General features: G+C 66.7%; 8 protein-coding genes and 1 pseudogene. 2 read left to right on the forward strand and 7 right to left on the reverse strand.

What is annotated here, in order from left to right:
* On the forward strand, positions 1-185 hold a 185-nt coding region (locus tag V7D63_RS12670), incomplete at its 5' end, for a hypothetical protein (RefSeq protein WP_333592643.1).
* Here V7D63_RS12670 and fusA read toward each other — a convergent pair.
* The 4 genes from fusA to V7D63_RS12690 all read right to left on the reverse strand — a co-directional run bounded on the left by fusA (position 169) and on the right by V7D63_RS12690 (position 3,888).
* Positions 169-2,247 (reverse strand): elongation factor G, encoded by a 2,079-nt coding sequence (gene fusA, locus V7D63_RS12675; RefSeq protein ID WP_333592644.1) that lies wholly within the window; start codon positions 2,245-2,247, stop codon positions 169-171. The two genes, V7D63_RS12670 and fusA, sit on opposite strands and share 17 nt — an antisense overlap.
* Before the next feature lie 143 nt (positions 2,248-2,390).
* Positions 2,391-2,864, reverse strand: coding sequence for a 30S ribosomal protein S7 (gene rpsG, locus V7D63_RS12680; RefSeq protein ID WP_298699902.1), 474 nt, complete (start codon positions 2,862-2,864; stop codon positions 2,391-2,393).
* Between the two features lie 63 nt (positions 2,865-2,927).
* Positions 2,928-3,302: a 30S ribosomal protein S12 gene (rpsL, locus tag V7D63_RS12685; protein WP_008260482.1), complete on the reverse strand. Its 375-nt coding sequence runs from the start codon at positions 3,300-3,302 to the stop codon at positions 2,928-2,930.
* Positions 3,303-3,570: 268 nt separating this feature from the next.
* A complete protein-coding gene (locus V7D63_RS12690) occupies positions 3,571-3,888 on the reverse strand; it encodes an energy transducer TonB family protein (protein ID WP_333592645.1) in 318 nt (105 codons plus the stop codon).
* A 118-nt stretch (positions 3,889-4,006) separates the two neighbouring features.
* Here V7D63_RS12690 and V7D63_RS12695 point away from each other — a divergent pair, with 118 nt between their 5' ends.
* Positions 4,007-4,792 (forward strand): hypothetical protein, encoded by a 786-nt coding sequence (locus V7D63_RS12695; protein ID WP_333592646.1) that lies wholly within the window; start codon positions 4,007-4,009, stop codon positions 4,790-4,792.
* Positions 4,793-4,920: 128 nt separating this feature from the next.
* On the opposite strand, the gene V7D63_RS12700 is transcribed toward V7D63_RS12695, so the two are convergent.
* The 3 genes and pseudogenes from V7D63_RS12700 to V7D63_RS12710 all read right to left on the reverse strand — a co-directional run.
* The gene (locus tag V7D63_RS12700) at positions 4,921-7,113 is read right to left on the reverse strand and encodes a CocE/NonD family hydrolase (RefSeq protein ID WP_333592647.1); all 2,193 of its coding nucleotides are present in this window, start codon (positions 7,111-7,113) and stop codon (positions 4,921-4,923) included.
* A 102-nt stretch (positions 7,114-7,215) separates the two neighbouring features.
* Positions 7,216-7,983, reverse strand: coding sequence for a LytR/AlgR family response regulator transcription factor (locus tag V7D63_RS12705; RefSeq protein ID WP_333592648.1), 768 nt, complete (start codon positions 7,981-7,983; stop codon positions 7,216-7,218).
* A gap of 137 nt (positions 7,984-8,120) precedes the next feature.
* Positions 8,121-8,857: pseudogene (locus V7D63_RS12710) on the reverse strand (DNA-directed RNA polymerase subunit beta'); the annotation flags it as partial.

The raw sequence follows: 8,857 nt of genomic DNA on the forward strand, positions 1-8,857 counted from the left end.
CAATCGTGCCGATGTTGCAGTGCGGCTTAGTGCGTTCGAACTTTTCCTTGGCCATTCTCTTCTCTCCGTCCCCTGAGCAGGGGCTTGTCCTAAGATTTCAGGGGGTTGCCGGTCAGTTCCGAGAAACCGACCGGATTGCTGGTGGGGCTTTTCCCGGATGGAAAAAGCTTAGGCGTATTTCTTGATGACTTCGTCGGCGACGTGTTGCGGCACCGGCTCGTAGTGGTCGTACTGCATGGTGAACTGGGCGCGGCCCTGCGACATGCCGCGCAGCGTGTTCACATAGCCGAACATGTTGGCCAGCGGCACGAAGGCGTTCACGACGGTGGCGTTGCCGCGCATGTCCTGACCCTGGATCATGCCGCGACGGCCGTTCAGGTCGCCGATGACCGAACCCAGATACTCTTCCGGGGTCACGACCTCGACGGCCATGATCGGTTCCAGCAGCTTGGGTCCGCCCTTCTCACGCAGTTCCTTGAAAGCCGCGCGCGAGGCGATTTCGAAGGCCAGCACCGAGGAGTCGACGTCGTGGAAGGCGCCGTCGACCAGGGTGGCCTTGACGTCGATGACCGGGAAGCCGGCCAGCAGGCCGTTGTCCTTGGCCGACTTCAGGCCCTTTTCGACGCCCGGGATGTATTCCTTGGGCACCGCGCCGCCGACGATGGCGGATTCGAAGACGAAGTCCGAACCCGGCTCGCCCGGCTCGAACACCAGCTTGACGCGGGCGAACTGGCCCGTGCCGCCGGTCTGCTTCTTGTGGGTGTAGTCGATCTCGGCCTTGCGGCTGATGGACTCGCGATAGGCCACCTGCGGCGCGCCGATGTTGGCCTCGACCTTATAGGTGCGCTTCAGGATGTCGATCTTGATGTCCAGGTGCAGCTCGCCCATGCCCTTCAGGATGGTCTGGCCCGACTCGTGGTCGGTCGAGACGGTGAAGGACGGGTCTTCCGAGGCCAGCTTGGCCAGGGCGACGCCCAGCTTCTCCTGGTCGGCCTTGGTCTTAGGCTCGACGGCGATCTCGATGACCGGGGCCGGGAACTCCATGCGCTCCAGGATGACCGGCGACTTGATCGGGTCGCACAGGGTGTCGCCGGTGCGGGTGTCCTTCAGGCCGGCCAGGGCGACGATGTCGCCGGCGTAGGCTTCCTTGATGTCCTCGCGGTTGTTCGAGTGCATCAGCAGCATGCGGCCGACGCGCTCCTTCTTGTCGCGGGTCGAGTTCAAGAGACCCATGCCGGTCTCCATCTTGCCCGAATAGATGCGGCAGAAGGTCAGCGAGCCGACGAAGGGGTCGTCCATGATCTTGAACGCCAGGACCGACAGCGGTTCGTCGTCCGAAGCGCGGCGCACGACCGGCTCTTCGGTCTTGAAGTCGATGCCGGGGGTCGGCGGAATGTCGACCGGCGACGGCAGATAGTCGACCACCGCGTCCAGCAGCGTCTGCACGCCCTTGTTCTTGAAGGCCGAGCCGCACAGGATCGGATAGAAGGCGCCGGTCAGCACGGCCTTGCGGATGCACTTCTTGATGGTCTCTTCCGAAGGCTCGTTGCCTTCCAGATAGGCTTCCATCGCCTCGTCATCCAGCTCGACGGCGTTGTCGATCAGGTACTGGCGAGCCTCGACGGCCTTGTCCATCAGGTCGGCCGGGATCTCTTCGTCGCGGAAGTTGGCGCCCAGGGCGTCGTTGTCCCAGACCACCGCCTTCATGCGGACCAGGTCGACCAGGCCCGACAGCGAGCTTTCGGCGCCGATCGGGAACTGGATCGGCACGGCCTTGGCGCCCAGACGGTCACGGATCGACTCGACCGACTTGTCGAAGTCGGCGCCGATCTTGTCCATCTTGTTGACGAAGACGATGCGCGGCACGCGATACTTGTCGGCCTGACGCCAGACGGTCTCGGTCTGCGGCTCGACGCCGGCGTTGCCGTCCAGCACGGTCACGGCGCCGTCCAGCACGCGCAGCGAGCGCTCGACCTCGATCGTGAAGTCCACGTGGCCGGGGGTGTCGATGATGTTGAGGCGCTTCTCTTTCCAGAAGGCGGTCGTCGCGGCCGACGTGATGGTGATGCCGCGTTCCTGCTCCTGATCCATCCAGTCCATTGTGGCGGCGCCGTCGTGGACTTCGCCGATCTTGTGGGACTTGCCGGTGTAATAGAGGATCCGCTCGGTCGTCGTGGTCTTGCCGGCGTCGATGTGCGCCATGATGCCGAAGTTGCGGTAGTCTTCGATTTTATGCGTGCGGGGCATAGGAGGCTGCCTTGGGGTGCTGTGCAGGACGCCAGCTCAGCGCCCTCGGGAGATGTCGGATAAAGCGGCGCGGGCGATTTAGCTGAAACCGCCCGCGCCGGATAGTCGCTACATAGGCGCCGAAGGGGGCGCCTTGAAGGCCGTTACCAGCGATAGTGGCTGAAGGCGCGGTTGGCCTCGGCCATCTTGTGGGTGTCTTCGCGCTTCTTGACCGCGGTGCCGCGGTTGTTCGAGGCGTCCAGCAGCTCGGCGGCCAGCTTCTCGGTCATGGTGTTCTCACCACGGTTGCGAGCGGCGTTGACCAGCCAGCGGATGGCCAGGGCGCGGCGGCGATCGGGGCGAACCTCGACCGGCACCTGATAGGTGGCGCCGCCGACGCGACGCGACCGGACCTCGACCGACGGGGCCACGTTTTCCAGCGCGGTGTGGAAGGTGGCGACCGGCTCTTGGTCCTTCTTCTTCTCGGCCAGGATGTCGAAGGCGCCGTAGACGATGTTCTCGGCGACGGCCTTCTTACCTTCGTACATCACGTAGTTCATGAATTTGGTGACGATCAGGTCGCCGAACTTGGGATCCGGCAGAACTTCACGCTTCTGGGCGCGGTGACGACGCGACATGGGCTATTCCTTGTAGGTCCCGACAGCCGCCGGGAAAATCTCTGATGGCGAAAGGCGGTCGGCTTACTTCGGACGCTTGGCGCCGTAGTGCGAACGGCGCTGCTTGCGGTCCTTGACGCCCTGGGTGTCCAGCACGCCGCGCAGGATGTGGTAGCGAACGCCGGGCAAGTCCTTCACGCGGCCGCCGCGGATCAGCACCACCGAGTGCTCCTGCAGGTTGTGGCCTTCGCCGGGGATGTAGCACACGGCTTCGTAGCCGTTCTTGGCCAGACGGACCTTGGCGACCTTACGCAGAGCCGAGTTCGGCTTCTTCGGGGTCGTGGTGTAGACGCGGGTGCAGACGCCGCGGCGCTGGGGCGAACCCTCCAGGGCCGGCACCTTGTTACGGGTGGGCTTGGGCTTGCGCGGCTTGCGGATCAGTTGGTTGATCGTGGGCATTCTAACAGTCTCGACTTCTGTGTGGAGGCGTGTGCCTTTCGGCCGGAGCGCCTCGTGACCTTCTTCTGAACGGGGAGGTTTCCCCGCCCGGGTTGCCTTTGCGAGACCGGAGCGTCGCCTCAAACAGAAAAGCCGGAACGGGCGCTTCGGCCGTTCCGGCGGGCACAGCCCGTCCGTTTGATTGTGACGATCAGGACGGCCGCCGAAACGCCCATCTCGAAAGTGCGCGCCCTTTACGCGCTGGGGGGCTTCGGGTCAAGCGGAACGGTCAGTCCACCACCTGGAAGCGGACATCGTAGGTCACGCGCGCGCCCACCGCCGCGCCGCGGACGACTGCCGGATCCATGCGCGATCTTCGGGCCGCGCTCAAGGCCGCCTCGGCATAGCCGCAGCCTCGCGGCGTTTCCCTGAGCACACGGCACAGGTCCAGACTCCCATCGGCCTGGACCACGCAAGACACCCGAACCTCGCCGACGCCGGAACGACATTGACGCGGCGTGTTCCGATCCTGGGCCTGCCCTTGGGAAGGAGCCTGACAGGCCATGATCATCATGCCCGCCCCGATCGCCGAAACGCGCAGGGTCATCGGTCTCCACATCGTTGTAACCCTAACGGATCAGACAGCAGCGGTCGAACCCCGGTCGCGCTCCAGCCCCATTACCGCCACGGTCGCCCGATCCTCTGACGCGGTCAGGGGAGGATGCGTGGTTCGGTTCGACTGGACGTGGCCGGAAAGGGCCGAGCGGGCGCGCAAGCCTGCCCTGATCGCCGCGTCCGTGGCGCTGCACGTCGCCGTGTTGGGCTATATGGCGTTGCGGAATTTCGAGGCCCCCGCCCTGCCGGGGCTTTCGACGCCGGTGACGGTCATACCCGTCGAACTGGTCCCACGCCCCCTGCTGAAGGACGAAGCGCCGCGCGAACCCGCTCCAGCGGCCGCGGCCGAGACCCTCGCCCCGGCCGCATCAGCCGCCGCGCCCGTCCTGGTCCCCCCGCGCGGCCGCGACAAGCAGGATGAGGATCAGACGCCCGCCGCCCCGGCCGGCCGCGTGGCGGCCGCCGCGCCCGATGGGACGCCCGCACCGCCGTCCGGCGCCTGGCAGGTGCGGCGCGAGACCCTGAATGACGCCATCGCCCGTTCGCTGCGCCAGGGCGTTCCCGGCTGCCGCATGATGCGGGATCGATTGAGCGCCGCCGAACAGGCCCAGTGCGACAGCCGTTTCAACGAGGCGGCCGGACGCGCCGCCCCCCTGCGCGGGACAGGGAATCCAGAACGCGACGCCCGGTTCGCGGCCGAGGGCGCGCGCGAACTGCGGCGCTATGAACAACGCCGACGCCCATTGGCGGGCGGGACCGGGGTCGTCGGTCCCGGCGACTGCCCCGGCTCCAACCTCGGCATGGGTTGCGCGGGCGCCCACCTGCCGGACGTGCCGGGCGTCGACATGCGCCAGGGCGCGCGCACGACCCACACGCCCAGCCAAGGGCCGCCCTAGGGTTCAAACCCGAGAAAAAGCGAGTCTATCGAGTCTAGAATCTTCGGCCCCTGCGCTGAACCGCATCGGTCGCACCATAGCGCGGGTCTGCGCCGGATGCGGACGCATCCGGCGCAGCCGATCTCGCCCTAGCGACGCACGCCCAGCTCCAGCCAGCTTCCCGGCAGGAAGCGGATCCGCATCGGCTCGCCCGCATCCGCGATCGACTCGTCGCTGACGTCGCGGCCGGAGCCGTGATTGATCTGGACTCCCAGCCGGAAGGGCACGCCCACCAGGGCCACGAGCCGACTGCCCGGTCTCAGGCGGACGCCCGTCACGGTCTGGCTTTCAAAGCTCAGCACCTGAGGCTCTCCGGGCGTCAGCAACCGGCGGTGCGTACGGTCCTGCATATAGCTGGCCCGGCCCAGATAGGACGCCAGGCGGAACCATCCCCCATCCGCGCGATGCTCGAAGAAGACCACCTCCAGGTCCAGGTCACGCTTATTGGTGACGATCTCGAACCGGCCGGTGAAGCCGCCGTCGATCTCGATGCCGTCGGTGAACGGGGCGGTCTCGAATTGCAGGGCGCCGGTGGTGTCGAGCTGGTCGGACGGAACCTCCCGGTCGATGACGCCGCGATCCGTCATGTCCAAGGTCAGCACGCTCTCCGCGCCGGGACCGTCCTCGCTCAACGTCCGCGCGCCCGCCTCGCCTTCGCCGCCCAGGTGCAGACGCAGGCGCTGCTCGGCCATGGCGTCCGGCGATTCCACATGCCGCCAGAGATCGGCGCCCATCACCTGGAAATTCACCCGGCCGCTCAACAACTCCGGCAGGGGTGCGTCGCGGAACACATGGTCGAACCACTGCATCCGCAAGGCCGCCAGGTCGATCTGGGCCGAACGGTCGATGTCGTATCCGTTGATGGAGGCCAGCACTCCGCCCTGTTGGGCCGTGTGGTGATAGGGACCGATGATCATGCGGTGATCGGCGTCCGGCCGATGGCGCAGATGCTCTCTCATATAGTGGAGCGCCCCCACCATGCCGCCGTCGAAATAACCGGTCTGGACATAGACGGGCACGTCGATGGCTGCGAACTCCCGCCCCTGAGGAATCATCGCCTGCCAGAAGGCGTCATAGTCGGGATGATCCAGCCATTGGCGGAAGATCGGATTGGCCCGGCCGTCGATCCGCTCCATGTCCCGATAGGGCCGCCCGCTGAGAAACCAGTCGCGGAACAGCCGGTCCCAACGGTCGTTGTCGCCATAGGTCTTTTCGTCCAGCGCCGCTCCGCTCGCCGCATAGAAGGGCCAGTGATAGACGAAGCTCTGGAACACCCCGCCCTGCATCGGCACGTCGATGCCCGGCGCGGCCGAGGCGTTGGTGGCGATGGCCTTCAACGCCGCCGGTCTGTGCTTCAACGCCGCCCATTGGGTGAAGCTGTTGTAGCTGCCGCTGAACATGCCGACCCGGCCGTCGCTCCAGTCCTGGGCCGCCAGCCAGTCGATCACGGCTGCGGCGTCGGCGCCGTCGTGAACATAGGGAACCGGATCGCCCGTCCCGTCGCGTCCCTTGCCGCGCGTATAGGCGATCACGCCCGCATAGCCGTGGGCCGCCATCTGCACGGCGTCGGCCACGCCCCAGTCGGCGCGGTTGTAGATGCCGAAATTGAGCAGCGCCGTCAGCTTCTCTCCGCGCGGGCGCACCATCATGGCCGTGATCCGCGCACCGTCCGGCGTATCGATCAACAGATCGTCCTCGAAGACGAAACGCCGCTCGACATCCGCCCGGATCAAGGCGTCTGACGCCGGCAGCAGATAGCGCCAGGTCTCCAACGCCTGACGCGCGGTCACGGCCGCGACGCCCGTCGTGCAGTCCGTCAACGTGATCCCGACACAGGCCGCTTCGGCCTGTCGCGCCCGTTCGGTCAACTGATCCAGGTTCGCACCGTACCAGGGCAGAATCGTCGCCATCTCGCGATCAGGCAGCGCGGCGTAGAGTTCGTCGAAGGCGCGATTCAACGCGGCCTGCCGCGTCGCACCCTGGACCTCATAACCCCGCGCCCGCGCATAGATCCGCCAGGGCGTCAGGGCGGCGGCGCGGCTCGGCTGTGCCGGCCGCAAGCCCTCCGCCAGGCTTTCGGCCGTCTGTTCGGCCTCGGCATAGCGTTCCGCGGCCAGTTGCAGTCTGAGCCGCTGCACGGTCGGCGGCCCTTCGCCGGCTTGCGTCAGCATGTGCGCGGCCGCGTCACGCGAGACGGCGGTCGACTGGGCTTGCGCCGGTGAGGAAACGATCAGGGCGACGGTCGACGCCGCGACCAGGGCGAACAGGGTGAAATGACGCATGGGACCTCCGAAAACCGTCCCTCCGGTAGCCGCGCCGTTCACCGACGGGCCGAAAACCGGCGAGCGGACAGCGCGCGTCGGTGAACGCGCGTCCCGGCTCGGCTAGATGACCCGGTCCCTCACCCGCTTGGCCCCTGCCCGGCTGGTCTGGATCCGTTCGCCGGTCTCCATGTGCAGCAGCAGCCGCCCGTTGCCGGCGGATTCCGCTCGGTCGATTCGCTCCAGGTTGACGATGTGCGAACGGTGGACGCGCGCGAACCGCTCGGGGTCCAGGCTCGTTTCAAACTCGCCCAGCGTCATGCGCACCAGATGACGGCCGTCCATGGTGCGCACCTCGGCATAGTCGTCGGCCCCGGCGATGCTGACGATGCTGGCGGTGTCCATGGGCCTGAAATCCTCACCGCTGCGGATGAAGTAGCGTGACTGGCCGTCGCCGGCGGGCCTGGGCCGCGCCGTCTCGACGGACGTGATCGACGAACGCGCCTGAAGCAACGTCAGCGCCGCGATCAGACCGTATGTCGTGACGTTCTGAAGGGTCTGCCAGGCCATCGCCCGCCGGTCGAAGGGCCGCACGTCGAACTCGGTCGCCGAGACGCCGTTGATCACGCCCAGCAAGACCAGCAGGAACCAGTAAGACAGCATCGAATAGGCGACGGCCAGGGCGACATGGCCCAGGGTCGCGACCACGACCGAACGCCCCGTCAGGTGGCGCAGGATCACGCTCCGGGCGGCCAACCCCAGCAGGACGACCGGAATCGTATTGGCCAGGGCGCCGGCCAGCACCTGCGCCGGTCCCCCTCCCCGCGCCACGGCCAGAACCAGGCTGTAGCCCGTGAAGACGACGACCGAACCGATCAGGGCTGATCGCACGACGCCTGTTTCAGGGCGTGCCGGACTGGACGCTTCGATCTGTGTCATCGCGCGAGTATGTCGCCTGGCGCGTTCAAGACAAAGGGCGGTCCCGTCGCCGGAACCGCCCTTCTTCAGATCAGATCGTCAGGCGCTGATCAGCCTTCCGCATGCTCCAGCTCGGCGGCCAGGTCGGCCGGCAGAGCCTCGACCGCGGCCTCGAGGGTCGAGGTCAGCTCGGCGTCGCGCTGGTTGGCGACCTTTTGCAGACTGCGCAGATAGGCGCCCGTGCCCGCCGGGATCAGGCGGCCGACGATGACGTTCTCCTTCAGGCCTTCCAGCGTGTCGATCTTGCCGTTGACCGAGGCGTCGGTGAGGACGCGGGTGGTCTCCTGGAACGACGCCGCCGAGATGAAGCTGCGGGTCTGCAGCGACGCCTTGGTGATGCCCAGCAGGACCGGCTGCGTGATGGCCGGACGGCCGCCGCGCTTCTCGACCTTGGCGTTCTCCAGCGCGGCCTCGGCGACCTCGACGGTGTCGGACTTGATCAGGGTGGTCTCACCCGGATCCACGACCTCGACCTTTTGCAGCATCTGGCGGACGATCACCTCGATGTGCTTGTCGTTGATCGGCACGCCCTGCAGTCGATAGACCTCCTGCACCTCGTTGACGAGGTATTCGGCCAGCGCCTCGACGCCCTGGATGCGCAGCAGATCGTGCGGGTCCGGGTTGCCGTCGATGATGTAGTCGCCCTTCTGGATCAGATCGCCGTCGTGGACGGAGATGTGCTTGCCCTTGGGGATCAGGAATTCGACCGCTTCGCCCTGGTTGCCGTCGGCATCCGGCTCCGGGGTGATCTTGATGCGGCGCTTGTTCTTGTAGTCGCGGCCGAATT

It is taken from the genome of Brevundimonas sp., assembly GCF_036732845.1.
In the GTDB taxonomy this organism is placed as follows: Bacteria; Pseudomonadota; Alphaproteobacteria; order Caulobacterales; family Caulobacteraceae; genus Brevundimonas.